We start from the raw sequence: 26,028 nt of genomic DNA on the forward strand, positions 1-26,028 counted from the left end.
TCGTTGCAAAGCGCTCGCGCGTAAAACGCACCACAGAATTTCGGAGGAATGCATGAGGATTACCGGCTTTTTGCGTAACACAGCTTTGCTAGTTTTGGGTAGTGCCTTTCATCTGGGGGCATTCGCCCAGGGCGTGACTGCCGACGATGTACTGTTCGGCACCACGCGTGCCATGTCCGGCCCTATGGCTTCAATTACGCATGAAGTTTTCACTGGCGCCGGCGCCTATCTTGACCATGTCAATGCGCAGGGCGGCGTCCATGGCCGCAAGATCCGGCTGATCGCGCTGGACGACGGTTACGATCCGGCGCGAGCGGTCGCCAACGTCAAACGCCTCATTGAGAAGGATAAAGTGTTCGCGCTGTTCGGCGTGACCGGGGCGCCGACCAATATGGCCATCATGCCGCTGCTGGCAGAAGCGGGGATACCCAGTATTGCGCCGCTGACTGCTTCCGAGGCGCTGCGCAAGCCGTTCAACCGCTATGTTTTTCACGTCATGTGCGGTATCGCCGACGAGATCGACAAGATCGCCGAGCATCTCGCCATTCGCGGCATCAACAAAGTGGGCGTGGTCTATGTGAACAATGCATTCGGACAAGAAGGCATGGCGCTAACTGAACGTGCTTTTGCCGCCCACAAGATCGCCATCGTGACAAAAAATGGTTTGGAATCAAATAGCGCCGATACCGAGGAAGTAAGCGCGTATATCGCAAAAAGCGCACCGCAAGCGGTTTTCCTGCTGACCATCGGCAAGCAGACTATCGATTTCGTCAAGGCATATAACAGGCAGGCCCCCGGCGCACAGTACTTCGGCACCAGTTCGATGGGATTGCACATCATCGGGAAGGCACTGGGCAAAGATGGGGCGGGCATGGTCACGACGCAGGCCACGCCATTCCCATATTCCGCGACCAACAATATCGTCATGGAGTACCAGAAAATCATGACGCAACGCGGATTGAAATATTCCTTTGAATCGATGGGCGGTTTTCTTTACGCGAAATTTCTGGTGGAAGGTCTGCGCCGCGCTGGCCGCGATCTGAGTCGCGAGCGGTACATGCACTCGTTGGAAACGATGGGCAAAGTCGATTTCGATGGCTACAGCATCAACTACAGCAAGACCGATCATTCCGGCACCCGCTACGTGGAACTGATGGTTCTTTCCAGGGACGGCGAGATTCGTCGCTGACCAGTCGCGATTCCCCCCTCGAAGAGAGGGGCGCAGTCCCGCGCGGTGATCGTCATTCTTACGATTCCACCGCACCGCAATGCATCGGAAAGCGCGACACAATTTACGAGGAAAGAATGAGTGATACAACAGCAGCATTCCTGAGCGAACAGGAAGTGATGATTCGTGATTCCGCCCGCAAAGTGGCGATGGAAGTGGTGGCGCCGACCGCCGCCGAACGCGACCGCACCGGCGAATGGCCGCGCAACGAATTGAACGCCGTGGCCGAACTCGGCTTCCTCGGCATGTTGATTCCGGAAGAGTATGGCGGCGCCGGTGCGAGCTTCGTCGAATATTGCTTGGCCATCGAGGAATTCGCCGCTGCCGATACCGGCTTTGCCACGCTCATCCACGTGCACAATTCCGCCGGCTTTGCCATCGTCAAGGACGGCACCGAGGAGCAGAAGCGTAAGTACCTGCCGGCACTGGCTTCCGGTGAAAAGATCGGCGCCTTCCTGCTGACCGAGCCGCATGCCGGTTCGGATACTGCCGCCTTCCGCACCACGGCACGGCGCGACGGCGCGCACTATGTTTTGAATGGCAGCAAGCAATTCATTTCCAACGGCAACCACGCCGGCGTGGGCATCGTGCTGTCGGTCACCGACAAGGCCGCCGGCAAGAACGGTGCCAGCATGTTCATCATCGATCCGAGCGAGCCGGGCTACAACGTGACGCGTGTGGAACACAAGATGGGCCAGCGTTCGGCGCATGTCGCCGCGATCCAGTTGGAAGACTTCCGCGTGCCGGTGGAGAACCTGGTCGGCGAAGAAGGCAGCGGCTACAAGAAAATCATGAGCGGTTTGTCCGAGGGCCGTGTGGCGATTGCGGCCGTGGCCATCGGCACCGCGCGTGCGGCGCTGGAAGCCGCGGTGCAATACGCGAAAGAACGCGAAGCCTACGGCGCGCCGATCATCAAGTTGCAAGGCGTGGCTTTCGATCTCGCCGGCATGGCGACCAAGGTCGAAGTGGCACGGCAATTCATGCTCCATGCGGCGCGTCTGTGCGAGGCTGGCATTCCCTGCGGCAAGGAAGCCTCGATGGCGAAACTGTTTGCCAGCGAAATGGCGGAAGAAGTGTGCTCGGATGCCTTGCAAGTCCACGGCGGCTACGGTTACGTCAATGACTTCCCGGTCGAACGTTATTACCGCGATGTGCGTGTGACCAAGATCTACGAAGGCACCAGCCATATCCAGAAGCTGATCATTGCGCGCGGTCTGTAAGCGCTGTTGGTATTACTCAAGGACGCGCCCGAGTACTCGATCGGGCGCGTTTTTTTCTGCCAGAAGGATTGGAGAACATGATGGACAATCAAGCTATGGCACCGGCGTATGCACACCGGCGCACCATCGACTGCCAGACCGTCGAGCGCGAAGACGGCATGTGGCAACTGGAAGCGACGCTCTACGATTTCAAAGGCGCTCCCTTCCATGCAGCGAAAGGAACGGTGATGCCGGGCGAGGCGTTGCATCACATCCAGTTAACGCTGGTGTTCGACAAGAACCTGAAAATCCACGAAGCGCAAACGCGCCTGTTCAGCGGCCCTTCGCATGAATGCCACCATGTCGATACCAGCTACGCCGCGCTGGTCGGTTTAACGCTCGGTCCAGGCTTCAACCGAAAGGTACAGGAACGCTTTGGCGGAGCGCTGGGCTGCACGCACATGAACGAGCTGCTGCCCGTCGCCGCGACGGTCGCCATTCAAACGGACTTTGGTAAGCGCGGGGAAGCAGGCATAACGGCATTGGCGCCGTATGTGCCACTCATCGAGAATCAATGCCACACATGGCGCAGCGACGGATCGGCGCTGCAGGCCATCAAGAAGGCGATTCAGGATTAGAGTCCTCGGCTTTCTGACGATAGGCATTCGGCGTGATGCCGGTCCATGCACGAAACGCGCGATGGAAAGAGGACACATCGCCAAAACCAAGCTCATGTGCAATCGCGGCAAGCGGCACTTGCGAATTGCTCAGGCGGTCCATGGCCAGAGCGCGCCGCACCTCATCCTTGACCTGCCTGAAAGAAGTGTTTTCCGATTCAAGCCGTCTGCATAAAGTGCGCACCGAGATATGCAGTGCTTTCGCCACCTGTTCTACGCTGATTCGTCCACCTTCGTTCCGTAACAGATAGTCGCGCACCTGGTGCGACGCGAGACGTTCCTTGAGCGGAGAAAACATCCAGTCGCGCGGCAGACGTGCCACATACGTCGCGACGTCCTCTGCGTTGCGCTGTATGCGCAGGTCCAGGTAGCCGATTTCAAACACGATCTGGCTGTGGGCCTGTTCAAAGAACACCGGGCCGGGAAAAAGCGCCTGCAAATCCGCCGCATATGAAGGTCTGGCGAATGCAAAATCGACCCGAACCAGTGGCAACTCGCGTGCCGTCATCCACGACGCAAAGCCGTGTACCACTTTCAGCATAATTTCGATGCCAATGGTCTTGCAACGGCGCCCCGACTCGGGCTCCACGAATCGCACAATGCCAGTCTCCGGTTCGCGTAGGAGTTGCACTTCGAAGTCGTGGATCAACAAGCGCAGGAGCCGCGAATAGCGATATAGCGCCACGTCCAGTGCCGGTGCGCTGATGGCGCTAAGGCCGCCGAACTTCATCGCGCCGCCTCCCAAGGGCTGCGAGAGGAAATTGGGCAATTCGTCATCGAATTTGACAGCCAACGAACGATACAGCGTGGCGAACTGTTCTGCGCTGACGCGTCCCGCAGCGTCCTGCAGAACTTCAGGTGGAATGCCTGCTTCCTTCAGCAACACTTCGGCATCGCCCTTCGTCACTTCAGATGCAGTGAGGATGGCGTTCACAAAGTTGCAAGAGAAGGTCAGTGTGTTTAGGGACATGGATTTATTCGTGGCCTGAGTTGCTTGCAGAAATGCATGGCGAAATGCGCCAAAACTAACCGACAAGCTGGCAGGCCTTGTTAATGACGCCTTGTGCATACACGGGTACATTTTGACTTCACGAAAAAATGCACTCGCTGTTTGTCGCATGGCGCATGCAACAGGCCCGAATGCAATTGTACCGATCTTGGTATCGATTTACCGCGCAGACTTGTGATGCGCCTGCCTTAACAAATCCACATCTTCTTGCCATGGCCAATTTGCTTAACGACCGCGACCTGCAATTCCTGCTGTACGAATTCCTCGATACCGAGGCGCTGCTGAAACGTCCGCGCTACGCGGACCATTCGCGCGAAACCTTTGATGCGACGCTGGACACCGCACGCCAGATCGCCGAGGAACTGTTTGCGCCGCACAATGCCAAGGGCGACGCCAACGAGCCGCAGTTCGACGGCGAGCGCGTGCACCTGGTGCCGGAAACCAAGGCGGCCTGGGATGCCTTTGCGCAAGCGGGCTTTCTTTCCGCCCATTGGGACGAGGACGAAGGCGGGCTGCAAATGCCGGAAGTGGTGTTGCGCAGCGCCATCGCCTACTTCAAGGCCGCCAATGTCGCGACCAGCACGTATTCTTTCCTCAGCATCGGCTCGGCCAACCTGTTGCGCAGTTTCGGCACACCGGAACAGAAGGCACGCTTTTTGGCACCGATGGGCGATGGCCGCTTCTCCGGCACCATGGCCTTGACCGAACCGGGACAGGGCTCGGCACTGGGCGACATCACCACGCGCGCCGAGCTGCAGCCGGACGGCACGTATCGTCTGTTCGGGCAAAAGATGTTCATTTCCGGCGGTGACCACAACCTCACGGACAACATCGTGCACATGGTACTCGCGCGCATCAAGGGCGCACCGGCCGGGGTCAAGGGCATCTCCTTATTCCTGGTGCCGAAATATCTGGTCAATGAGGATGGCAGCATGGGTGAACGCAACGACGTCACGCTGGCCGGCCTGTTGCACAAGATGGGATGGCGCAATGCCACCTCGACCGTGCTGTCCTTTGGCGAGCGCGGCGGCGCGGTTGGCACCCTGGTCGGCGACGCGGGCAAGGGTCTGGCGCACATGTTCCAGATGATGAACGAGGCGCGCATCGGCATCGGCATGTGCGCGGCGGCCATTGCCTACCGTGCCTATTGGATGACGCTGGAGTATGCGCGCGAGCGCCCGCAAGGTCGATTGCCTTCCTGCAAGGACCCGCTGTCACCGCAAGTCAAGTTGATCCGGCATGCCGATGTGCGCCGCATGCTGCTCGCCCAGAAAGCCTATGCCGAAGGGGCGTTGGCGATGTGCCTGTACGCGTCCTCGCTCTTCGAGGATCAGCATACCCATCCGGACGACACGGTGCGGCGCAACGCCGGCCTGCTGCTCGATCTGGTCACCCCGGTGGTCAAGTCGTGGGCATCGAAATACGGCTGCGCCTCCAACGACCTGGCGATCCAGATTCTGGGCGGCTCCGGCTACATCCGCGAATATCCGCAGGAGCAGCTGTATCGCGACCAGCGCCTCAATCCCATTCACGAAGGCGCGGAAGCGATCCACGGCATCGACTTGCTCGGGCGCAAGGTGGTGATGCAATCCGGCGCGGCGTACCAGTTGTTCCGCGCCGCGCTCGAGGCAACGCTGGAACAGGGGCGCGCAGTAGTCGAGCTTGCACCGCTGACCGATGGCTTTGCCATACCGCTGGCACGGCTCGACAAGGTCACCGCGCAACTGGTGCAGCTGCAGGCCAGCGATCCCGACCGCGCGCTTGCCAATGCGACGATCTATCTGGATGCGTTCGGCCGCCTCTTCGCCGCCTGGATCTGGCTCAAGCAGGCGCTTGCCGCGCAGCGCGGCCTGGCGAAGGCGAATGAGGCCGAGCGCGCCTTCTACCACGGCAAGCTGCATGCCGCGCGCTATTACTGCCACTGGGAGCTGCCGGCCACCTTGCCGCAGTTCGACCTGCTCGCGGACGTCGAAGACACGCCGCTGACGATGCAGGATGCCTGGTTCTGAATTTTTCTATCCGGAGTCTGATATGGAATACCGCTATCTGCTGCTCGAGGTGGCCGACAAGGTCGCGACCGTCACCATCCACCGCCCCGACAAAGGCAACGCGCTGGCGCCCGACGTGCTGGAAGAAGTCACGGCCATGTTTACCGCCCTTGGCGAACGCCAGGACGTCAACGTGATCGTCTTCACCGGCGGCGAGAAGTATTTTTCCGCCGGCTTCGATCTCAACGAAATCCGCAAGCTGGAAAAGGTGTCGAACGAAGCCTACACGGCACTGTTCCACCGTGCCTTCCGCACCATCCTGTTCTGCCCGCAGCCGGTGATCGCCGCTGTCGGCGGCGCCGCGATTGCCGGCGGTTTTGATCTGACGATGATGTGCGACATCCGCTATGCCTCGACGCGCGCCAAGTTTGGCCAGCGCGAAATCGTGCTGTCGCTCACGCCCATCATGGACCCGCTATGGCGCATCATCGGACTCGGCCGCGCCAAGGAAGTCGCGCTCACCGGCCGCATTTACGGTGCCGAGGAAGCCGAACGCATGGGTTACGTCAGCAAGGTGTTCCCGGAAGGCGAACTGTTGACCTCGGTCGCTGCCATCGCCCGCGACATGGCTGCCTATGACCGCATGTGCCTGGCCGAAACCAAGCGCCTGTCGAACCAGGTGCTGAACCAGGATCTCGACGGTGCGATGCGCGTGCAGGAATGGTTGTTCCGCACCTACATCGGTTCGGAAGACAACCATCAGCGCATCGACGCGCTGCAGGCTCAGCTTGCCGCTGCGCGCAAGAAGTGATTCAGGATTAACCAGGAAGAAACAAGACAATGAAAGTATTTATCGTTCACGCCCATCACGAACCGCAATCGTTCAACGCCTCGATGAAGAATGTGGCGGTGGAGCAATTCCAGGCACAGGGCCACGAGGTGCAAGTCTCCGACCTTTACGCCATGCAGTGGAAGGCGGTTGCCGACGCCAGCGATTTCGGCAGTCGCGCCAATCCCGACCATCTGGTCTATGCGCTGGAGCAGCGCAGCGCCTATCAGGCCAAGACGTTGGCGCCGGACATCATGGCCGAGCTGGAAAAACTGCAGTGGGCCGACCTGGTGATCTTCAACTTCCCGATCTACTGGTTCTCGATGCCGGCGATCCTGAAGGGCTGGGTCGACCGCGTGCTGATCTCGGGCCTGTGCTACGGCGGCATGCGCTTCTATGATCGCGGCGGCCTGCGCGGCAAGAAAGCCATGCTGGCCGTGACCATCGGCGGCCAGCCGCACATGCTCACCGAAGGCGGGGTCCATGGCCCGCTGGAAGACATGCTGCGGCCGATCCTGCGCGGCACGCTGGGCTATGCCGGCATGTCGGTGCTGCCGCCCTTCGTTGCCTGGCACGTGCCTTACATCCAGCCCGAGCAGCGTACGGCAATCATGGAGCAGTATCGCCAGCGCCTGCGCGACATCGATGCGCTCCAGCCGATGTCGTTCCCATCGATGGACGACTTCGATGCCATGCTGCATCCGAAGCCGGCGGCAACCGCTTAGTGCCTTCGCGATCCCAGAACACAACAAGAGAAAGGACGTTGCAGCAATCTTGATTGTCTGCGGCCGGATAGAGGAAATCAGGAATGTTGGCTTTCGCCGCCGGATAGCTGCGTAACTGGCCGGTGATGATCTTGCGAGGGCCATTCGGATATTGTGCCAGCAGGCGCTGGAAGATCTGCCTGATGGATGCGGCGGTGCTCCTCCCCCTCCAAAAATAGGGGGGGAATCGCGCAAGGACTTCACGTATGCTGATGAGCATCAATCAAGCCGCAAGCTGATTTTGAGGGAGGAGCTTTAGATGAACGTTTCGTTTGAAGTGAAGGGCCCGATCGGGTGGATGACCCTGTTTTCGGCACCGCAGCGGGTGAAGGCTTGAAGTCGGTGTCGGGCATCAACATCCCGGCGCATGTGCTGGCGCAACTGCAGGCTGACTACATCAAAGAAGCCGGTCAGATCTGGAACGACATCGCCACCCGGATTCAGGTGGATGGATCCGTCAAGATCGCGCTGTCGGACCGGCGCTTCGCCGCCAACGACTGGGCACAGTACCCTGCCGCTGCGTTGACAGCGCAGCTGTACTTGCTCAACGCTCGCACGCTGCTGCGAATGGCCGAGGCCATTGAGTGCGAGGAGAAGATGCGCCAGCGCATCCGCTTTGCCGTGGAGCAGTGGATTGCCGCGGCCAACCCAAGCAACTTCTTGGCGCTCAATCCAGAGGCACAGCGCAAGGCCATGGAGACAGGCGGCAACAGCATTGCGCAGGGTATCGCGCACCTGCTCACAGACCTTCAGCGGGGGCATGTGTCCCAAACCGATCACGGCGCATTCGAGGTGGGACGTAATGTGGCGACCACCGAGGGCTCAGTGGTGTACGAGAACGAGCTTTTCCAGCTGATCGAGTACAAGCCTCTGACGGCCAAGGTCCACGCGCGGCCGATGCTGTTCGTGTCCCCATGCATCAACAAGTACTACATCCTCGACCTGCGGCCCGACAACTCGATGATCCGGTGGGTCGTTGAGCAGGGTCACCGTCTCTTCGTGATGAGCTGGCGCAACCCCGATCACACGGGTGCGGGGAAGACTGTGGATGACTACATCGAGCATGGGCCAATCGAGGCGATGCGCGTGGTCCTCGACATCACCGGAAGCGACAAGCTCAACGCGCTCGGCTTTTGCATCGGAGGCATGCTGCTCACCACGGCGCTTGCTGTGCTGGCGCGCAAGGGCGCGAGTCCTGTTTCCAGCTTCACGCTGCTCACAACGCTGCTCGACTTTTCCGACCCTGGCGTGCTGGCCCTTTTCGTCGACGAGCCGTCGGTGCAGCTGCGCGAGATGACGATCGGCGAGCGCGCGCCCGGCGGGCCGGGCCTGCTCACGGGCAGTGAGCTCGCGAACACCTTCAGCTTCCTGCGTCCGGACGAGCTGGTATGGAACTATGTTGTCGGCAATTACCTGAAAGGTGAAACCCCACGACCTTTCGACCTGTTGTACTGGAACGGCGACAGCACCAACCTGCCTGGCCCATTGGCCTGCTGGTGCATGCGCAACACTTATCTCGAGGACAAGCTCAAGCTGCCCGATGTGCTCACGGTGTGCGGCGAGAAAATCGATCTGCGCACTATCGATGCTCCGGTCTACATCTACGGCTCGCAGAAGGATCACCTGGTGCCGTGGACTTCGGCCTATCGCTCCGTGGCCTTGCTCAAGGGTGAGAGACGCTTCGTACTCGGCGCGTCCGGCCACATCGCCGGGGTCATCAATCCTCCACGTGAGAACAAGCGCAGCTATTGGCTCGGCAATGCGCTTCCGGAGGATCCGCAGCAGTGGATCGAGCAGGCGACAGAACACCCGGGCAGCTGGTGGACGGACTGGGGCAACTGGTTGCACAGGCACGCCGGCGAGAAGATTCCCGCCCCGAAAACCCAAGGCAGCGGTAGGTACAAGCCCATCGAACCGGCACCCGGCCGCTACGTGGAGCAGAAGGCTTGGGCGTCGAGGAAACATGAATAGAGCAGATTGCGTATCGGTGTATGGGTTCTGCCGCGTTGTCTGGGGCGATTGCGACGTTGCCAATGCTCGACAGGGAACCACCCTGTCGCGGGCCGCCCTGCCTGCGCTTGGCGCCTTTCACTCGCCTCCAGGCAACGCGGCAGACCGCTTCGCTACCCGCACACCGATACGCAATCTGCTCTAGGCAAGAAGCGAAGGCATTGTCACGTTAAGTTGTGAAACTGGTAGAGCCGAGTGATGAAGATATCGAAGCTACTTTATCATCGCCATCATTTTCAGGGCGCCATCTCCTCTTGCCACCGCACCTTGTTCCCAATCTCGTCCTGGCCGCTCGCATCGGACTGCTCGTGTTGCGCTTGGTGCAGGCGCGCGTCCAGCGCCGCAATCCTTTCTCCCTTCTGCAGATCGCTCAGGAATGGATCCTGATAGATTTCCAGGCGTGCCCATGCATGCGGACCATAAACGTCATTCGCGTCGAACAAGCCTTGCGCTTCCTTGACGCTAAAGTACCTGGCCCTGGTCTGCGATATCGCATCCACTTGCACGCCTAATGCTTCCATCGAGCCTTCCGACATATGCGCATTCTTTTCCATTTCTGCCAGCTCTAGACGGTAGCCCAGGTAGCGCGCCAGTAAGCGCTTGGCTTCGGCGGCCGGGCCGGGTCGCAAGCGCAGGTCGATTTCCTGTTCGACAGCGGACCTGACATCGCCAATGCCTGTTTCGTCTTTCGTCGCCAGGAAGTGGTCAAATAGCCGTCGCAGACTGGTATCGATCACCAGCGCATCATCCTTGGCCGCCCTGGTCTTTGCAGGTTTCGGGTCGGCAGGGGAGGGGGGGAGTTGTACGTCATCCAATGGCCGGATGAAGGAAAACAGCGTGTCTTCACCAACCGTCATGGCCGGCTCCTCGCTCTCTTGCGGGGGCAACATCCAAGAGAAAATGAGGGCGGCAACCAAGGAAGCCGCCCCCATTGCGGCGAAAGCCGTCTTGCCCTTCATGCGAGGCTCATGTCTGTGATCGGCCTGCTATCCATCCTTACTGTGCGTAGGAACGCAGCGGCGGCTCGCCCGCGGCCGGATTCAGGGAAGGTGTCGTGGACCACAAGCCGATCAAGCCGTTCGCCAGCATCGAGTTCCACGCCACGAGATCGCTGCCAGGCAAGTAGACGTCCACGCATTTGAGCGCCGAGACCCGGCTCATGTTAGCCGGGCCTGGGTTGTTCAACGCGTCCATCGCGAGGTAATAGCCCATCGCATCCATGGCCATGCCGATGTGGCCCACGACGCGGCCAGGGCATTTCGACTGCACGGCCATGGTGACGCCGTCATTGATCGTACTGCCGTGCGGCTCAGGAACGATGAGCTCATCGTTATACGTGAAGATCGAGGTGTATGAAGGACCGGCAGGCATGGGGGTGCGGTTAAGGGCAGCCACGTAATTGGCGTTGGCCCTGAGTTGCCAGGCCGCCGGCGAGCAATTCAGGTTGGACACACAGGTCATCAACACGGTCGAACCTTGGAAAGGTGCGGCAATGCCGATAACGTCATCGACCTTGGCAGGGAGGTCCGACCAGAACTTCAATGCCCAAGCGATATGGACGCCGCCCTGGCTGTGGCCGATCATCGAGATCTTGCGCCCTGACGTGGTATACATCTTACGCACCGCATGCACCACATACTCGACGTTTACCTGCATGTCGGCTAGCGATTTATCAGGCAGTGTGACGGTGCATACCGGATGGCCTTTGGTAGGCAACACCTTCAGATAGTTCGGACCCCAATTATGCTCGGGCGTCGTCGCTGTACCATGCACCAGCAGGATCGGCGTCTTGGTTGCGCCGGTCAGGCTCGGACCGGTGCATGTAAAGGCGGCATCGAGGGTGGCGACCGGAATGTTCAGTGGCGGAGGGGTCTGGGCTGAGGCAGATGCGCTCAAGCCCAGCATGGCGGCAACAGCGAGGGTTTTGCAAGACGTGATAATGCGGTTCATCTCTTCTCCTTGTTTTGGATTTTATGTAGCGCATGGAGCTTGCCGGGGCAAGCCCTGGGAACTGCGCAACTTGTTTCTATTCCGACTTCCCATGCCGTAGTTACAACTTTTTATATGTTGTGCTGTTGCGATTCAGCCAAGCAACGGAGGCGACAAGTTCAAACTTATCAATGCAAACACTAGATGGGTAACATGCAGCCGCGCCCCCCTCAAAAGAAGGGGGGCGTGCGCGGGCCCTAAGCACGTCCGCACAGGGAAGATGGTTCGTAAACTTGAATTTAACCTTCAAGCATGCAACAGCCGATCGCATTCGATGATTACTTCAATCGCCTTTTCGGCTGTTGGAGACAGCGTGCGATGAGCGAGGTAGACGATAGCGAATTCCATGTTCCACTTCCATGCGTATCGACCGCTGTGGATAGGATTTCGACAGCGTGGCCTGCGATAAATAAAGACAAATGCCGGAACCAAAACCGTGCACGCAGTAGTCTAATGCTCCAGGACTCGGGCACTGCCCTACAGGAGGAATGATGCCAAATGAACCGATGTATCACGACGGGATGCGTCAGCTTCAAGACGTGCGTCAAACCAGGCCTTTGGCCGACCGCCTGGAGCAAGTGACCGTTCGCACGGCGTTCACTGCGGAAGACCGCGAATTTATCGAGCGTTGCCCCATGTTTTTCGTGGCAACCGCTGACGCCCATGGCGTTCCAGACTGCTCGTATAAGGGGGGCTTGCCGGGATTCGTGCGCGTCCTTGACGATCACACTCTTGCTTTCCCTGATTACGACGGTAACGGAATGTACCGATCATGGGGAAACGTTCTGTCCAACCCGCACATAGGGCTGCTATTCCTGGACTTCGAGAATCCAAAGCGAATTCGGGTGAATGGCACCGCGCAGATTAGTGAGGACGATCCTTTGCGTGCCGAGTACCCCGGTTCAGTGTTCATTGTTCGCGTTACGGCCACGCGAATCTTTCCGAATTGCCCTCGCTACATCCACAAGATGCAACTTGTCGAGTACTCGGCGTATGCGCCGCGGCCGGATTACACACCACCAGTTCCCGCCTGGAAGACGTTTGACGTCTTTCGTGATTCTCTGCCGGTCCGCGACCGTCAAGATGACAGTAAGGGATGAGATATCGTTGGTATTCGGCATGCATGTCTCCTGGTCTTGCGTTTCTGCAGTTGGTAGGCTGGGATGCCATCCCGGCATCGTCATGGCGCTCGGCGAAATTCACCATGAACAAGCAAGTAGAGTAGGGCCAGGGCGAGTGTGCGTTCTCATGCCGGGCTGGCCGTTTCTACACCCGGATCCTTAAGCACCGTGAGGACGAGATCAAGCCATGCCCACTTTCGATGCCACCGATGGCTTTGCATGTGATCCTGGTTTGATCCTCGTTGGAAATATCATCTGGCGTAGGGCGGGCGAGGACTACGCCGTTTACTCGACCCGCTGCAGCTTGGGCGCCTTCCAAGTGCCATTCAATGCCTCGGGCTTGGGCCAGTACAAGCGCCCGGCGACGTAGAACGGTCCCTTGGGCGCCGGCAGCCAGTTAGCTTCCTTGTCCTTGCCCGGCGAATCGTGCTGAACGTAGAGCGTGATGCCGCCATCGGCGTCGCGCTTGAGGTCCGGCAGCATCGGCGAATTGATCAGGTAACGGTTGAGCGGGTTGGCAACCAAGAGGCGCGTCGACAAGTCGTACAGGGTGAGCGACCAAAACGCATTGACCGGCGGTAGTTGGTCCGGTGCAAAGCGCAGCGTGTATCGATTGTTGCCGTCCACCTTCTGCCCGGTGGAGTCGAGATAGAACGGCGGGTAGATCGTCTCTTCCTTGTCATTGCCGTAGATCCCGCTCACGGTTCCTCGCATCCGGTAGAGGTAATTGCTCTTCAAGAATTCGCGGCTACCGAGGAAGTTCATCGTGGAGATTTCGCCTTTGGCGACCCGCTTACTCAAGTCATCAAACTCGTGCCATGCGTCAGCCATTCCCGCCGTAATCGCCTCTCGCATCTCCGGGGAAAGCATCTGTGCATCGAACTGTTTGGCCGCACCGATGCCAAGTTTGGCGAAACGCTCCATCAGCACTTGCTCGGACGGATGAGTCGGGCAAAAGCGAAGAACGAAATTCAACTGATTGAAGAATTCCGGAGAGGTGCGCTCCTGCGCAGCGGAGAGCGGTTTGAGGAACTCGACTTTAGGTGCCGCAGCAGGTGCGGGTTTGCCGAGAAACGCGGACAGCGTTTGCACCTTATAGCCGGCCTGCACTTTTTTGACATTCTCGATGTCGGCCGGTCCGAGGAGCTGAGTGCGGTAGAAGACGAAGGCAAATTCGGTTTCAGAGCGGAACACGTCTTTGATGCCCGGCGGCGTTTTGCCTTTCCAGTGAGGACCGACGAGGAGGAACTTCCCGCCATCGTTGCCCGTGGTGCGACTGCCGACATAAGCGAAATTGTGGGTGTAGGCGTCGACGAATTGCGCCGAGTAATAGCGGCCCTTTTCTACGGCAGGCATGGTCAGCACCAGTGGCTCGCTACGCAGGTCAGCGCCGAGCTGCGAATACGGCGTATCCGCATTGGGAGTCGGAAAAGCCTTGTCGTCGGGCGTGTAGATTCGTGCAGTGTTATTGATCGTATTCCAGGGCGCCTTGAATTCCGGGTGGCTGCGATCCTGGAAATAGGTGTACTGGACGCGGTAATGGTCCACCAAGGGGAAGCCATAGATGTAGGCATCCTTCGCGATGGCGCGCGCCTCCGCCACCGACAGGGAAGGGGATTGGGCGCCTGAGATCGTTGGCATCAGTGCGCTGCTGAAAAGGACAGAAGTCAGAATGCTGGCGAATCGCCGTGAAAATAAGAACAAGATTTGCCCCCTCATTACGTATGAATCAGTAATTGTGACGAGGGGACGCATAAGCCTCCCTCCCCTTTTGAAGGGGGAGGCCCGTTCTTAGAGGGCGTTATGAACTACAGACCTTGATGCGATCGGGGGAGCGTCGATAGTCGTGGAAATAGCGCCCCCTTTCCAAGTTCATAACACCCTCTAGTCGATAAGCCCCTGCTGGCGCGCCCAGGTCATCGCATCATACCGGCTCGATACCCCCAGCTTCGCGAGGATATTCCTGACATTCCACTTCACGGTTTCGAGCGTGATGTTCAGCGTCAGCGCAATGCGCTTGTTCGACATCGCCTGCGAAACCAGGCTCAGGATTTCAAGTTCGCGCGGCGTCAGGCTGGCGCGCTGCGCTACGGCATCGCGTTGGCCCGATGCCCTTTTTCCCGTCGTAGTCGGGACGGTGTGGCCAAAGCGGGCCAACAGATTGACAAGATGCTGTGCCGTTGCCTCATCCAGGGCAACGTCGTCGCGCAGTGTGGCCAGCAGTTCGCCGATGCGCTGCCCCTCGTCGAGAAAGCTTCGCACAAGTCCGAGCCTGGCGCCCGACTCCAAAGCCTGGATCAGACATTTTTTCGCTTCCTCGTCCTGTTTAAGGTTGTTATGCGCAATTGCTGCAAGCAGGTTCGCCATAACGAGCGTCGGGGATCGTCCGAGTTTCTCGGCAAAGCGGCGCACATCGGACAGCGCACCAAGCGCGTCCTCGGGCGCACAGTCGATGAGCGCAAGCCGTGCACGCGCCACGCCGGCGATGATCGGAATCTCGGCGCTGCCGCCTTCAGTGCCCCTATGGGCCGCATCCAGCTCCTTCAATTTCGCCACGAGCTCGGCAGCGCGCACATGGTCGCCCTGCACAAGAAAAATTTTTACCTGTTCGGCGAGTGTATAGGCGAAAGGGCGATCCAGTCCGAGACTGTGGAAATGCACTGCTTGCGAGTCCAGGAATGCGAATGCCGCATCCGGCGTTTCCTGTAAAAAGTCGAGACGTGCATGGCAAAGCGTCGCACGCACCATGGTCTCCGGCATCGAAGAGCGGAGGATGCCGCCACGGTTCGCGAGCACCTCTCGCGCATCGTCGATCCGGTCAAGTTCATAGTAGGCGTCCGCGAGACTCGCTGCACAAAGGTTCGCGGATACCGAACCACGTCCATAGACTGTTTCCGCACGGGCGAGTACGGTCGAACCGATACGTGCGGCCTCCTTGACATTACCCTCGATCAGGGGGATCAATACGCGCTGACTTTCGACGACGAGCGCCAGGTCGTTATCGCGGTCTTCCGGACCGATCGGATTGTCATCGAGCAGCTTGCGTGCATCGCCGTACCGTCCAGCCGTCGTATAGGCCGCTGCAAGTGCTGCCAAATGGACATAGCGGAGAAAACTGTTATCAGGGAATACAACACGCATGGGCTCGAGCAGAGCGATGACCCGCTTCGTATTGTCGCGTTGCATCGCCACGGTCGCATCCGCCAACGCGAACTTGGAAGAAATCGCCGGATTTTTCGCGGCGTCGCTGCGCCGGATGTCTTCCAGCCATCGCTCCGCTTTTGCCGGCCGCGCGGTGAGCGCATAGGTAAGGCAGCCGAGAAAGAAAAGTTTGGGATGCGCAAACAGCGTTTCCTGCGGCAAGCGGTCGAGTAGCTGCAGCATGGGGCTGATATAGCCCAGACTCCAGGTGGCGGGAGCCGCTTGTTCGATCGTATTGACTGCGAAGTCCACGTCATTGCCGAGATTGGCGTGGCGGACTGCCTCGACCAGAAAATCGTGATCGGCAAACCATTGGCTGGCGCGCCGATGCTGCGCTTCGACAGCTTTTTGTCCGCGCCGGGAGAGACGACTTGCGAGAAATTCGCCGAACAGTGGATGGAAGCGGAACCATGGCGAGCGGTCATCCGACTCTACCCGATAAATCATCAGGTTTTCATCTTCCGCACGCTTGATCAAATTGGCCGCGTGAGGATTGTCGCTGACGAAGGCGGCAAGGTCCGCATTGAAGCGGCGGCAGACCGATACCGATTCCAGGAAATCGGTCAATTCCGGCGGCAGGTGTGCCATCACGTCTTCGGCGAGATAGGCTTGCAGGTCAGTTGAGCGCCAGAGGAATGAGTGCAGCTTGCTGCGCGCTGCCGGGCGATTCCTCAACATGATGGCAATCAGTTGCAGACTGGCCGGCCAGCCGCTGGTCAAGTCGTGAATCAGGCGCAGTTCATCCGCGGTCAATTTGACGGTGGTCAGATTTTGTTCGAAGAAAAACCGCGTTTCGTCCAGGTCGAACGGCAGTTCCGCGAATCCGATTTCCGCGACTTGCCCCAGCACGCGCAAACGGGAGAGCGAGAGTGGGGGAGCGGCACGGGACGCAATGACGATATGCAGGTTGGCCGGGCAATGATCCAGCAATTTCTGCATCAGCTTGTGCGCCCACGGGTCTTCCACATGATGATAGTCGTCGATGAAGAGATACAGCTCCTTGGCGATATCGCCGGCCGTACTGGCAACGACCGCAACCACGCCGTCCATCGATTTGTTGTTGCCACCTTCCAGAAGAACGTCTTCCCCGATCTGGATTCCCAGGCGCTGGAAGGCGCCGATCAAATAGGCGCAAAAGCTGGAAAACCTCTTGTCGTCCTGTGTCAGCGAAAGCCATGCAACCTGCGCGCCGGACTTCATCAGTTCCTGGCGCCACTGCACAAGGAGCACGGTCTTTCCGAAGCCCGCACTGCCGCTCACCAGGGACATGGTGCAATGCTGCGTGTTGCGCAGATGGATGAGCAAGTGCTTGCGAGGAATGTGGCGGGCGCCGATACGCGGCGGCGCAAATTTGGTTGCGACAAGCAGTCTATCGAAATTCATTTACAAGTTTCCTGCAAGGATGGATGCGCAAGCGACGCGCGTTGAACGCGTTCATATGTTCGACAGGCAACGCATTCAGCGCGTTCCGGAGGTCCGGCGTTCCGGCTTTCGAGCTTTCCATTTGTCATGAAGATATGGCGGGCCCTTTTTTATCGTAGCACGGCCTTTGTTGCTTGATGTGCGCGAGCCTGGGGCATCGATATATTGCAATCCAGCCATGAATTCATCGGCGTGACTATGCCCCCTCCAAAAACGGGGGGAGGCGCCGGACGGCATCGCGTAACTTCGCACATAACCAAAAAGCACTTTCTTTTGATTAAGGAGATTGGGGATGAGCGTTTCCCTCGCAGTGAACGGACCCGTCGGCTGGATCACTTTCGATCGCCCGAAGGCGATGAACGCCTTGAGCGTTGAGATGTTGCAAAACATGACTTCCCAGCTCGAAGCATGGCGCACCGACCCGGCAATCCGCGTGGTGGCGATGACCGGCAATGGTCCCGCGTTCTGCGCCGGCGCTGATCTGAAACAGGCCGGCGCGCCGGTCGGCCCAGGCGAACTGGATTTCCTGGACAACATCATCGTGTTCTTCAACTTGCTGCGGTCCTACCCGAAACCAGTCATTGCAGCGGTCAATGGCCTGGCCCTGGCTGGCGGCCTGGAAACGGTCTTGTGCTGCGACATCGTGATCGCGGGACAAAGCGCCAAGTTCGGCGATGCACATTCCAACTTCGGCGTGTTCCCGGGCGGCGGCGGCGCTGCCATCTTGCCGCGCAAGATTCCGGCCAATGTCGCCAAGTACCTGCTGTTCACCGGCGATGCGCTGCCGGCCGAAGAGATGAAGACCTATGGCCTGGTCAATGAAGTGGTGGCCGATGGCGAACTGATCGCCCGCGTGCAGGCGTTCGGCGAGAAGCTGGCGCAGAAGAGCCCGGTCGTGCTGATCCGCATGAAGCGCGTGGCCAACGCAGCAGCCGATAAGACCGCAGGCGACGCGCTGCGCGATGAAGAGCTGGAGCTGCGCAGTCACCAGCGCTCGTACGACATCAAGGAAGGCTTGGCTGCATTTGCCGAAAAGCGCAAGCCGCAGTTCAAAGGATATTGATCGTTTTACTCCCTTCTCCCGCGGGCGGAGTGAGGATTACCTACAAGTCGGCAAGACCTTGAAGTTCCCTCCCCTTCAAGGGGAGGGTGAGGGTGGGGATGGGTTTCAAAAGCAGCATCGATCATCAACGAAACCCATCCCCGTCCCAACCTTCCCCTTGAAGGGGAAGGAGCGACAGCGGACTTGGCGAGGAAAGTGCGAACTAATTTCTTTTCGAGGACACCATGGAAAACATTTACATCGTTGGCGTCGGCATGACCCCATTCGGCCGCCACACGGACAAGACCGTCAAGCAGTTGACCGCATGGGCGGTGGAAGACGCCCTGAAAGATGCAGGCTGTGACCGCAAGTGGGTGCAGGCGGCATTCTTCGGCAACTGCACGCAAGGCCATTTCGACGGCCAGCACATGATCCGCGGTCCGGTCGCCTTGTTGCCGGTCGGCTTCGACAGCATTCCGATCTTCACGCTCGAAGGCGCCTGCGCATCCTCCAGCCACGCATTCAATCTGGCTGTCACGCAATTGCGTGGCGGTGCTGCTGACGTGGCGATCGCAGTTGGCGCGGAAAAGATGTTCTACAGCGACAAGGCCAAGATGTTCTCTGCATTCGAGTCGGCTTGGGACATCGAAACCTTCGAAGAGAACAAGAACTACCTGGGTGCCATGGGCAAGAGCATCGTGCCGCCGCCCGGCTCACAGTCGAAAAAGCCGTACAGCCCGTTCATGGACGTGTATGCGGCCTTGGGCCGCGGCGGCCTGATGGAGCGCTTCGGCATCACCCAGCGCCAGCTCGCTGCGGTGTCCTCGAAGAACCACGGCCATTCGGTACACAACGAGCGTTCGCAATACCGCATGGCGATGAGTATCGAAGAGATTCTTGCTGCGCCGCCGATCACCTATCCGATCACGCTGCCGATGTGCTCGCCGATCTCCGACGGTGCGTCCGCCGCGGTCGTGTGTACCGAGTCGGCACTGAAGAAGTACGGCTTCGACAAGAAGCGCGCGATCAAGGTGCTGGCCTCCGTGGTGCGCTCCGCATCGGCGCGTGCGGCCGACGATTTCGACAAGGGTTGCACCTATCAGGCCGGAAAGGCAGCGTTCGAACAGGCTGGCATCAGCCCGAAGGACATCCATGTCGCTGAGGTGCACGATGCAACGGCGATCGGCGAATTGCTGTCGATTGAAGCGCTGGGTCTGTGCGAGCCAGGTCAGTCTGGTGTGATGGCCGAGCGCGGCGACACCACGCTGGGCGGCAAGTTGCCGGTCAATCCGTCGGGCGGCCTGGAATCGAAGGGCCATCCGATTGGCGCCACCGGCATCGGTCAGATCTTCGAGCTGGTCGAGCAGTTGCGCGGCAACTGCGGCAAGCGCCAGGTCGAAGGCCCACGTTTTGCGATCCAGGGCAACGGCGGCGGTTTGTGGCGCGTCGAGGAAGCGACCGAGCACGTCGGTATTTTCGGCCTCGCCTGATCAACACACCCTAGTTATAGGAAAAAATATTCATGTACGTTCAACAACCTACCGAAGACCAGCGTTTGGCGGTCGATAGCTTCCGCAAGTTCCTGGAAGCGGAAGTCCGTCCCTTCGCCAAGCAATTCCGCGATCAGCATATTCCGAAGGACAAGATGCGCGAAATCACGCAGCGCATCGCCGAATTCGGACTGCCTGGCGCCAATGTTTCCGAAGAATTCGGCGGCATGGGCCTGTCCATTGTCACCGAAGCGATGTTGTTCGAGGAACTGTGCGCAGTGTCCGTCGACATCGGTCTGTGCGTGATGATCAACAAGGGCATGGCGACCACACTGGCCGAATTGCCGGCATCGCAAGCACACCTGCGTGACCGCTATCTTCCGGACATCCTCGCTGGCCGCACGTTCGGCGGCTTCTGCATCAGCGAACCGGATGTCGGCTCCAATGTCGCCGACATCAAGGCAACCGGCAAGCGCGACGGCGATTACTTCATCGTCAACGGTGAAAAGACCTGGATCTCGAACGGCCACCATTCGGATTTCCTGATCGTCACGGTGCGCACCGGCCCGAAGGAGTTGTCGCACATCCTGGTGGACCGCGAAGAGCATGGCTACGAGTCCAGAAATATCGACAAGATCGCCCTGAACGGCCAGTCCACCGCGCAGGTGTTCTTATCGGACGCCCGTGTGCCCGCCAAGAACATCGTGTGGGAAGAGGGCTCCGGATTGAAGAACACGATGAAGCTGTTTGAAAAGGCACGTGCCAACGTCGGCATGCTGTCGGTCGGTCTGATGCGCGCATCGCTGGAAGCATCGATCGCGTATGCGAAGGAGCGCAAGCAGTTCGGCAAGCCGATCGCGGCGCACCAGTTGATCGCTGCCAAGATCGCCGAGATGGCGACCACCTTGGATGCCGCGCGTCTAATGTGCTACCGCGCATTTTCGATGATGGACGACGGAATTCGCTGTGACGTGCAATCCTCGATGGCGAAATGGTTCGCGACCGAATCGGCGGTGAAGGTCTGCCGCGATGCAGTGCAACTGCATGGCGGTAACGGCTTGACCAAGGAGTTTGACGTCGAGCGCCTGGCACGCGAGGCAATCGTCATTCCGATCCCGGATGGCACGACCGAAATCCAGAAGCTGATGATTTCCCGCGCACTTACTGGAATCGCGGCGTTCATCTAAGCGCTTTATGCTTCGCGGCGAGGGGTCGCGGTGCATTGGAAAAGAATTGTCTCTCCAATTCTCAAGGGATTGGCTTAACCCGCACCTCGTAAGAGGCGCGGGTTTTTTTATGTGCGCCCGGCAGGGCGCACTCACTTGGAGGTGAAAGTTCTCTGCTCACCCGACAAGGGGAAGAGCTAGCTGAACGGCAAGGGTGTCGCGGGCGACTGTGAATCTGAAGGAAGCCGAAGGCAAAGCGCTGGCCTGACGAACAGGAAGCGGATAGGAGGCAACGCAGCCGGGTAAGACGTCATCTACCGTCGAAGCCCGAAACTTGTCCGGAAGGCTGCGGGGTAGATCCGACAGGCATAAGCGTGAAGGTGGGTGCGCAATACCCGGGGAGATCTGCATACGTGCCATTGTGCGACCGGCATCGCGAGATGACGGGATGCTTATGCAGAAGTCAGCAGAGGGCATAGTAGGTGAGGACGGGGACGGTGAGTCCAGAAATCCTGCCGAAGGCCTGAACATTAACAACGCGAGTAGGACATTCGACCTCGATGCAAGCCGACGACGCAACAAAGCAGGCAACTGCGCCAGACACGGAAGGAAGCGATCGGAAATTGCGGTGGATCGTGCCGGGTGCCGAGGCAAGCACGGCGGCGGATGGGCAAACGAAAGCGGAAGGGCCGGGGCAGATGGAGGCCGTGGTCGAACGTAATAACCTCTGGCAAGCGTATGAGCGGGTCATCCTGCTGACCGATCTTGACCGTGAACTGGAGCGCCGGGGACACCGGTTCTGCCGCTACGCCGACGACTGCAATATCTATGTTGGAAGCGAAAAGGCAGGACAGCGCGCAATGGCAGAAATCACCGATTACCTGGAGTGCAAACTGAAGCTTCGGGTCAATCGGGAGAAAAGCGCCGTGGCGCGGCCTTGGCACAGGAAGTTTCTTGGCTACAGCTTTACGAGGCACAAGCAGGTACGTCTGCAGATCGCCGACAGCAGCATCAAGCGGCTGAAAGACAAGGTGCGGGAAATCGTCGTCGGAAATGCCTCGCGCAACCTCGTCGCCACGATCACCGCACTCAACCCAGTGTTGCGTGGCTGGACGTCGTACTTCCGGCTGACCGAGGTAAAAGGTGTGCTGCAAGAGCTGGACGGGTGGATACGTCGCAAGCTGCGGTGCCTGTTATGGCGTCAATGGAAACATCCGGCGACACGTAACCGGCGCCTGCAGCAAAGGGGCCTCACCGCACATCGGGCATGGAAATCGGCAAGCAATGGACGTGGCCCATGGTGGAACGCCGGCGCCAGCCACATGAACGATGCGTTTCCAAAACGCTTCTTTGACACACTAGGTTTGGTTTCGCTGCCGGGCACCCGGCAGCGCTTCCAGTTTGATTAATGAACCGCCGTATGCGGAGCCGAGAAGGCAGAACGGCCTGATGATCTGACGGAAGTCAGACTGGCTGATAGTACTCCGAGGTCGGGAGAGCCGACTACATGGGGAAGCGGCCAGCAGAAGTTGAATCGTTCTTGGGAAACATAGGCTTCATACAAAGGAAGACAAGGCCTTCTATGCAAAGAGAAGAATCACCCACTATGGAAACGGGACTTGAACGAATAGCAGCGAAAGCTCGGTGTGAACCAGCCCTTCGATTTACCTCGCTGGCCCATTACATCACGCAAGACCGGGTGTGGACGAATCTGTGGAAGATTCCGAGCCGCTCGGCTGCAGGAGTAGATGGTCAGAGGGTAGCGGAGGCGAAGGAGAGCTTTGATGGATGGATTGAGCCGATGCTTCAATCCGTTCACCGTCGTGGATATCAAGCGCCAAACATTCGGCGTGTGTATATCCCGAAGCCCGGCAAACAGGAGATGCGCCCGCTGGGTGTGCCAACTGTTGCCGACCGGGCACTCCAACGCAGTGTTGCCGAAGTTCTGTCGGCCATATATGAGCAGGACTTCCTGTCCTGTTCCTTTGGCGGACGGCCTGCGCTGAGTGCCCACAAGGCACTGGCCACCGTCAATGAAGTGATTGCCGGTGGCAAAGTGAGTTGGATATTGGAGGCGGATTTGAAGAACTTCTTCGGGAGCCTGAATCACGATTGGTTGCTCCGTTTCGTCGAGCACCGGGTAGGAGATCCACGCATGATCAGTCTGATCCGGCGCTGGCTCAAAGCAGGCATTCTGGAAGATGGAGAAGTGTATCAAAACGAAGAGGGAACCCCGCAAGGCGGTTCGATCAGTGTGCTGTTAAGTAACGTGTATTTGCACTATGTGCTTGACCTGTGGTTTGAACGCGTGGTCAAGTGCCGACTGCAGGGCGAAGCTTATCTGGTACGCTACATTGACGATTTTGTGATGTGTTTCCAGAATCAGTCCGATGCACTTCGTGTTCAGGAAGCCTTGCGCAAGCGATTGGGGAAATTTGGTTTGGCGCTCGAACCGAGCAAGACCAAACTTGTTGCATTTGGTCGCTTTGCTCAACGATATGCGAGCCATCAGGGGAAGCGGCGTCCAGAGACGATTTACTTTCTGGGCCTCACCCTGTATTGCACACGCAACCTGAAGGGCAATTTCAAGATAGGGATGCGCACGGAAAAGTCTCGACTCCGGCGCAGTCTGGCTAACTTGCAAGACCTGATGCGTCAAGTGCGGCATTCATCGATTCGGGAGCAGGCGGAAAAGCTCAATCGGGTATTGCGCGGCCATTACGCCTACTATGGCATTGCCGGGAATTTCCGGGCATTGCAGAAAGTACATAGAGCGGTGGAGCGGTACTGGCGCAAAATGCTGAGTAGTCGGAGCCGGTCAGGCGGAGTTACCTGGGAAGCATTCCAGCAGATCAAGGCGCGGTTTCCATTGATGCGACCAAAGCTGTCTCTGCCCTATGGGGCGCTACAAGCTATTGCGGTGCTGTGAATCGACTGCTGAAGAGCGTAGTGCGGGAAATCCGCACGCTACGTTCTGTGGGAACCGGGGGCGGGCGACTGCCTCCGGTCACCCGGTGGCTACAAGGGCTTCCCCCAGACGTCAAGATGAGCTACAACAAGCGAGGAAGAGACATCGAGAGGCTTGATTATCGATTAAATTAGAAGCACACGATCCCAACAAGGCAATGCCAACATCCTTGTACACTCCACCAATGTTGCTGAAGTTTTCGAAAAATTGAATGTGTTGGCCCATCTCCACTTTGAGTTTCCGCAAACAGAGCAACCAAAACGATCTCATACTCAGAAACCAGCAGTCCATCCTTAAGGAGCCGGTATGAGAACATCCGCCACCGCTGGATTTTTAAGTCTCCTTGTCCTGATTTCTGGATGCGTCACACCGCCTTTTCGCTCCACATTGGAAGATCCGTTAACCGCTATAGACTGTCCGACGCTTACCGCACACGAGAAACCAGAGTGTGAAAATATAACGCCTGAGATTTCCCATGGAAATTATGAGCTTCATTTCGTCGAGTTCGATGACCAGGGATGGGATTATCGGATACGTGCTGCCACTGATGACAGAGAAGGCCAAGTTCCACCATACGGTTACAACAGGATTAGCAAACGTAATAGCGACTCATCTAAAGAAATTCCGCCATACGGCTACAGTCAGATCGATCATCTTATCGATCGCTTGACACAGCTCCTCAACTCACAGGAAGCAAATGGGCAGAAGCCAGAACTAAACATCATTCTGTATGTGCATGGGTGGAATCATCTTGCGAAAAGTGATGATGAAGACGTCATGCTGTTCCGTCAGGTTCTTCAACTACAAAGTCGTATGGAACAAAATCTGGTTGACGAAAAAAAGCGGCAGTATCCCCGAAAAGTAATTGGCATATTTGTCGGCTGGGAAGGCAAGCAGCTGGATATTTCACCTTATGCCTTGGTTCCAACCTTCTGGAGCAGAAAGGCAGCTGCATTGCGGGTGTCTAGGGGGTCGGTGCTTGAACTATTTTCCCGCCTGCAAACAATCCAGGATTACTATAACGGACCCACAGAAAGCCCGGATTGTCGAGCCCAGGCAAAACCGATGGATTCATCCAATTCATCAAAAGAAAATTGCAGGATTCGGAGCTTAATGGTGGGGCATAGTTTCGGAGCCTGGATTTTGTATTCGGCTTTGTCGGGGACGATGATTGAAACGCTGCATACCGGCAGAAATTTGAATCTCAAGGAGGACGAGAAGAAACGCTATCTAAAGAGGCCTGCAGATCTGGTCGTCCTTATCAATCCCGCCTTCGAGGCAGTACGATATGAGCCCCTACACCTTGCAGCGATGGCTTATGACAGCGAGGAAATCCAAACTCCTATGCTGATTACCATCACATCCACTGCCGACATGATGACGCGAACCCTATTCCCCGTTGGCAGATTCATCAATACGTTCTTTGAAGGCGCGAATTCGGATCATCAAAGCAAAGCAATGACGCGTGCACATGGACATCATCCTCGCCACTTTACACACAGCCTCACCGCCATGCGCGGCACTTGTCCGGGTTGGCTTTACCTGCCGTCACTAGTTACTCAAATTGAACATCCCGACATATGCAAACAAGAAGATTTGCAGAAATGCATTAAAAACAACGCGGATTTCGAGATAGAAAATGCGATGAAGTTCTATGAAAATAAGCGTTCCGAAACAGGTGGTTTGAATCCTGGCTGGAGTCGTGAATTTTGTGGCGATACTGTGCTAACTCATTATCAGGAAAACTCCCATGACAATAAGAACCCAAACTCACCGGTATGGAATATTCGGACAGATAAATCTTTGATAGATGGGCATTCCGATTTGGCGACTCCGGGGCTTCTTGAATTCATCCGTCAGGTTTACAACGACACGATACTGAAGATTAGATAGCGGAATCAAGCATTGCTGGTGAACGCTTTACC

General features: G+C 58.0%; 20 protein-coding genes and 1 pseudogene. 15 read left to right on the forward strand and 6 right to left on the reverse strand.

The genetic code is table 11. The features are described from left to right. The first annotated feature begins 52 nt into the window (after nt 1–52). The 3 genes from D3871_RS20305 to D3871_RS20315 all read left to right on the forward strand — a co-directional run bounded on the left by D3871_RS20305 (nt 53) and on the right by D3871_RS20315 (nt 3,065). On the forward strand, nt 53–1,189 hold the full coding sequence (locus tag D3871_RS20305; RefSeq protein ID WP_119770869.1) for an ABC transporter substrate-binding protein: 1,137 nt from the start codon (nt 53–55) through the stop codon (nt 1,187–1,189). 116 nt (nt 1,190–1,305) lie between these two features. After that, on the forward strand, nt 1,306–2,448 hold the full coding sequence (locus D3871_RS20310; RefSeq protein ID WP_119770870.1) for an acyl-CoA dehydrogenase family protein: 1,143 nt from the start codon (nt 1,306–1,308) through the stop codon (nt 2,446–2,448). Between the two features lie 77 nt (nt 2,449–2,525). Further along, nucleotides 2,526–3,065 (forward strand): DUF2889 domain-containing protein, encoded by a 540-nt coding sequence (locus D3871_RS20315; RefSeq protein ID WP_119770871.1) that lies wholly within the window; start codon nt 2,526–2,528, stop codon nt 3,063–3,065. Here the strand turns inward: D3871_RS20315 and D3871_RS20320 are convergent. After that, a complete protein-coding gene (locus D3871_RS20320; protein WP_158597994.1) occupies nt 3,043–4,074 on the reverse strand; it encodes an AraC family transcriptional regulator in 1,032 nt (343 codons plus the stop codon). The genes D3871_RS20315 and D3871_RS20320 overlap by 23 nt on opposite strands. Before the next feature lie 251 nt (nt 4,075–4,325). Here D3871_RS20320 and D3871_RS20325 point away from each other — a divergent pair, with 251 nt between their 5' ends. Genes D3871_RS20325 through D3871_RS20335 form a run of 3 tightly spaced genes read left to right on the forward strand, consistent with a single transcriptional unit; the run spans nt 4,326 to nt 7,655 of the window. Next, entirely contained in the window at nt 4,326–6,122 is a 1,797-nt protein-coding gene (locus D3871_RS20325; protein ID WP_119770873.1) for an acyl-CoA dehydrogenase, read from the forward strand. A 22-nt stretch (nt 6,123–6,144) separates the two neighbouring features. After that, a complete protein-coding gene (locus tag D3871_RS20330; protein WP_119770874.1) occupies nt 6,145–6,912 on the forward strand; it encodes an enoyl-CoA hydratase/isomerase family protein in 768 nt (255 codons plus the stop codon). Between the two features lie 29 nt (nt 6,913–6,941). Beyond that, nucleotides 6,942–7,655, forward strand: coding sequence for an NAD(P)H-dependent oxidoreductase (locus tag D3871_RS20335; protein WP_119770875.1), 714 nt, complete (start codon nt 6,942–6,944; stop codon nt 7,653–7,655). Nucleotides 7,656–7,731: 76 nt separating this feature from the next. Here the strand turns inward: D3871_RS20335 and D3871_RS31550 are convergent. After that, nucleotides 7,732–7,830: pseudogene (locus tag D3871_RS31550) on the reverse strand (IS6 family transposase); the annotation flags it as partial. A 158-nt stretch (nt 7,831–7,988) separates the two neighbouring features. Here D3871_RS31550 and phaC point away from each other — a divergent pair. Together phaC and D3871_RS29975 are read left to right on the forward strand one after the other, a co-directional pair. Then, complete coding sequence (phaC, locus tag D3871_RS20340; protein WP_119770876.1) at nt 7,989–9,665, forward strand: class I poly(R)-hydroxyalkanoic acid synthase; 1,677 nt, start codon at nt 7,989–7,991, stop codon at nt 9,663–9,665. Further along, entirely contained in the window at nt 9,658–9,849 is a 192-nt protein-coding gene (locus D3871_RS29975) for a hypothetical protein (protein ID WP_147376856.1), read from the forward strand. The genes phaC and D3871_RS29975 overlap by 8 nt, the downstream gene beginning before the upstream one ends. Before the next feature lie 91 nt (nt 9,850–9,940). Here D3871_RS29975 and D3871_RS20345 read toward each other — a convergent pair whose 3' ends face one another. Both D3871_RS20345 and D3871_RS20350 read right to left on the reverse strand, forming a co-directional pair. Continuing rightward, complete coding sequence (locus D3871_RS20345) at nt 9,941–10,561, reverse strand: lipase secretion chaperone (protein WP_158597995.1); 621 nt, start codon at nt 10,559–10,561, stop codon at nt 9,941–9,943. Nucleotides 10,562–10,700: 139 nt separating this feature from the next. Then, on the reverse strand, nt 10,701–11,654 hold the full coding sequence (locus D3871_RS20350; RefSeq protein ID WP_119770878.1) for an esterase/lipase family protein: 954 nt from the start codon (nt 11,652–11,654) through the stop codon (nt 10,701–10,703). Nucleotides 11,655–12,181: 527 nt separating this feature from the next. Here D3871_RS20350 and D3871_RS20355 point away from each other — a divergent pair. After that, nucleotides 12,182–12,793, forward strand: a complete 612-nt coding sequence (locus D3871_RS20355) for a pyridoxamine 5'-phosphate oxidase family protein (RefSeq protein WP_233575741.1) — start codon at nt 12,182–12,184, stop codon at nt 12,791–12,793. Nucleotides 12,794–13,099: 306 nt separating this feature from the next. On the opposite strand, the gene D3871_RS20360 is transcribed toward D3871_RS20355, so the two are convergent. After that, nucleotides 13,100–14,569, reverse strand: coding sequence for a DUF1254 domain-containing protein (locus D3871_RS20360; protein ID WP_233575742.1), 1,470 nt, complete (start codon nt 14,567–14,569; stop codon nt 13,100–13,102). A gap of 129 nt (nt 14,570–14,698) precedes the next feature. Next, complete coding sequence (locus D3871_RS20365) at nt 14,699–17,398, reverse strand: winged helix-turn-helix domain-containing protein (protein WP_119770881.1); 2,700 nt, start codon at nt 17,396–17,398, stop codon at nt 14,699–14,701. A gap of 331 nt (nt 17,399–17,729) precedes the next feature. On the opposite strand from D3871_RS20365, the gene D3871_RS20370 reads away from it, so the two are divergent. The 6 genes from D3871_RS20370 (at nt 17,730) to D3871_RS20395 (ending at nt 25,996) form a co-directional block, all read left to right on the forward strand. After that, on the forward strand, nt 17,730–18,500 hold the full coding sequence (locus D3871_RS20370) for an enoyl-CoA hydratase/isomerase family protein (protein WP_119770882.1): 771 nt from the start codon (nt 17,730–17,732) through the stop codon (nt 18,498–18,500). Between the two features lie 224 nt (nt 18,501–18,724). Continuing rightward, complete coding sequence (locus D3871_RS20375; RefSeq protein WP_119770883.1) at nt 18,725–19,969, forward strand: thiolase family protein; 1,245 nt, start codon at nt 18,725–18,727, stop codon at nt 19,967–19,969. Nucleotides 19,970–20,001: 32 nt separating this feature from the next. Continuing rightward, nucleotides 20,002–21,156: an acyl-CoA dehydrogenase family protein gene (locus D3871_RS20380; protein ID WP_119770884.1), complete on the forward strand. Its 1,155-nt coding sequence runs from the start codon at nt 20,002–20,004 to the stop codon at nt 21,154–21,156. A 539-nt stretch (nt 21,157–21,695) separates the two neighbouring features. Then, nucleotides 21,696–22,544, forward strand: a complete 849-nt coding sequence (locus D3871_RS20385) for a group II intron maturase-specific domain-containing protein (RefSeq protein ID WP_119770885.1) — start codon at nt 21,696–21,698, stop codon at nt 22,542–22,544. A gap of 197 nt (nt 22,545–22,741) precedes the next feature. Beyond that, nucleotides 22,742–24,064: a group II intron reverse transcriptase/maturase gene (gene ltrA / locus D3871_RS20390; RefSeq protein WP_199724845.1), complete on the forward strand. Its 1,323-nt coding sequence runs from the start codon at nt 22,742–22,744 to the stop codon at nt 24,062–24,064. 345 nt (nt 24,065–24,409) lie between these two features. After that, nucleotides 24,410–25,996 carry a hypothetical protein gene (locus tag D3871_RS20395; RefSeq protein ID WP_119770887.1) on the forward strand — a complete coding sequence of 529 codons (1,587 nt, stop codon included), beginning with the start codon at nt 24,410–24,412 and terminating at the stop codon, nt 25,994–25,996. The last annotated feature ends 32 nt before the right edge of the window (nt 25,997–26,028 follow it).

This window comes from Noviherbaspirillum saxi (assembly GCF_003591035.1).
Lineage (GTDB): Bacteria > Pseudomonadota > Gammaproteobacteria > Burkholderiales > Burkholderiaceae_D > Noviherbaspirillum > Noviherbaspirillum saxi.